Genomic DNA, 2394 nt, shown 5'->3' on the forward strand with positions numbered 1-2394 from the left:
ACGCCGCCAATCCCAGTGCCAGAAACGCCATGGTAATGAGGTTAAGCCCGATCCCGAAAGTCACCAGCAAAGCCAGCCCGCGCATGTCGCGATCGCTGACGGCAAGCGCCAGCATGTAAAAGACGATGGGCAGCCAGTCGAGCGCATAGCGCTGCACGTTGAACTGGGAATACCCGTTCGAGTGATAGAACAGGGTGGGCACGGCGATGACGAGGATCGTCGCAATCCCGATCAGCACCGGCCGGCGCATCGGCGCGAAAAACGCGAACAGAACGAACGGGCTGGCCGCCAGAAGCGCCGTGCCCGACGGATCGAGCCCGACGGGTTCGACCATCGCATTGCCGCCGAAATCCATGTGAAAGCCCTGCACGAACAGATAGAGCGTGTTGAACAACACATAGGCCGACGACCACAGCCCGTGCTCGGCCAGCCGGTAGTTGATCATCGATCCGCCCTCGGCAATATCGACGCCGATCATATAAGGGTAGCCGGTCTGCATCGGATCGCCGAACCGAAGATAATTGTAGGCAAGATAGATCAGAACCGCGACGCCCGCCGGCAGGCCCAGCTTGAGCACCCGCACGATATGGCCGCGCGAAAAGCTGATCAGCGGCTCGAACCGGTCCAGCGACAGGGCAAACAGGAACGGCAGGTAAAACACCGCCATTTGCCGGCACAAAAACGCCGCCCCGATGCACGCCCCGGCCAGGATCAGGCTCCCCCCGCGCACCATCTGGTGGATGGCCAGCGAGGTGAAGGCGAACCCGATCGCCTGGGCAAAAAACCAGATGCCGTCGCCGCGGATGGTCACGAAATAGAGCGGGGTGGCAAAGGCCAGCCCCAGCAGCAGCCAGATCGCCACATCGCGCTCAACCTTCAGCCCCTCGAAAATCTGCCACCACAGCCACACCGATAGCGCAAAGGCGATGGCCGAGAGAAACACGAAGCCGGAAAAATTGACCCCGAACAGCGCCACGAAGGGCAGGGCGATGATCGCCGGGACGGGCGGAAACATCACGAAGATCTTGTCCTCGAACCGTGCGCAATCGCCATCGAAGCAGGTTGTCGTGTCCAGCCGCCCGTTGAGAAACGCTTCGGCCAGCAGCGCATAGCTGTTCGAACCGGGATCCTCGATAATGGCGTAAAGCGCCAGTCCCCCGGCCAGCGCCAGCGCCATCAGCGCGGCGATGGCAAACAGAACGCCCATGGCGTTTAAGCGGCTGAGCATGATCGTGGTCCCCAAGGCTTTTTACCTCAAGGGTTATGGCAGCGACCCGTTTAAGATTTGGTTTGGGCGACCGCCTCTTTTTCCGCAAACAGCGCCATCCCCGCGCTCCATCCCACCCACACCGCAACCATCCAGCCGATAATCGAAGCTGCGATATATCCCAGCGCCACGGCCCACGCACCCGACATCGCAAAAAGCAGCGCTTCGAGCGAAAATGCCGAAAACGTCGTGAACCCCCCACAAAATCCGGTGACCAGAAACCCGCTGAGAATGGGAGAAGGCATGCGGCGCACCGACCAGGCGGCAATCAGCCCGATCAACGCCGACCCCGCAATATTGGCGGCCAGCGTACCGGCAATGAACCAGCCAGGGATCATCGAAACGGCAAAAAGCGACAGCCCGAAGCGGGCCATGCTGCCTGCGGCGCCGCCGAACGCTATGGCAACGACAAGCATCCGCTCGCTCATGGCATGGCCCCCATTGAATAGATCAGCGCAAAACCGATAGCGGTGGCCGACAAACACAGAACAAGCGAAGCACCGATATTGAGAAGCGCCGGGCCGCTTTGCCCTTCACGCAGCAATGTCAGGGTCTGCAGCGAAAAGCTCGAAACTGTCGTGTACCCTCCACACACCCCGACCACCGCCAGCAGCCAGACGAGTTCCGATGGTGTCCCCGTCACGCCCGGCTCCAGGAAAAAACCGCCAATAAGTCCAATAAGCAGGCTGCCGGTCACGTTGACGGCAAGAATGCCGAAGGTCCCGTGACCAAGTTTTTGCGCAACGATCGTCGAAACAATATGGCGAAAAACCGCTCCGACACCGCCACCGAGGCCGACGCACAAAAGAGCGAATAGGGAAGTGTTCATCCCCCGACATTGCCCCCGATTCCACGCCCTTGTCGAGATCGGCACGGCACACCGCCTTGCCTCACCTCCTGACGTTGAGAAAAAACTTATCCCCGCCCCCTCACCCCCGTGCCATTGTTCCCGCACGGCCGCACCAGAGACGAGGATGCATACGAGCTTCCGGTGAGGGCGGGATTGGAGAAGGGGAAGCATGGGTCCGAGCCTAGGACCACATCGGTCTCCAGGCGCTCCAGAATGTCCGTTGGCCGATCCGGGTTCCATGCGGGTCGCCGCAGGGAAGGCCCAAAGCGGACGGATG

The 2394-nt window shown here is 60.9% G+C and carries 3 protein-coding genes; all 3 read right to left on the reverse strand.

All coding sequences use genetic code 11. The features are described 5' to 3' along the window. Positions 1–1228 (reverse strand): hypothetical protein (locus AACZ55_RS16030; RefSeq protein ID WP_339647690.1); only part of this gene is annotated, 1228 nt, incomplete at its 3' end. Between the two features lie 50 nt (positions 1229–1278). Continuing rightward, positions 1279–1695 (reverse strand): CrcB family protein, encoded by a 417-nt coding sequence (locus AACZ55_RS16035; protein ID WP_339647691.1) that lies wholly within the window; start codon positions 1693–1695, stop codon positions 1279–1281. Further along, entirely contained in the window at positions 1692–2096 is a 405-nt protein-coding gene (locus tag AACZ55_RS16040) for a CrcB family protein (protein ID WP_339647692.1), read from the reverse strand. The genes AACZ55_RS16035 and AACZ55_RS16040 overlap by 4 nt, the downstream gene beginning before the upstream one ends. Positions 2097–2394 lie beyond the last annotated feature (298 nt).

Source organism: uncultured Pelagibacterium sp., from assembly GCF_963972885.1.
Lineage (GTDB): Bacteria > Pseudomonadota > Alphaproteobacteria > Rhizobiales > Devosiaceae > Pelagibacterium > Pelagibacterium nitratireducens.

Coding starts and splice junctions, on each gene's coding strand:
- AACZ55_RS16035 (WP_339647691.1), bottom strand. CDS start 1,695: ATGAGCGAGCGGATGCTTGTCGTTGCCATAGCGTTCGGCGGCGCCGCA.
- AACZ55_RS16040 (WP_339647692.1), bottom strand. CDS start 2,096: ATGAACACTTCCCTATTCGCTCTTTTGTGCGTCGGCCTCGGTGGCGGT.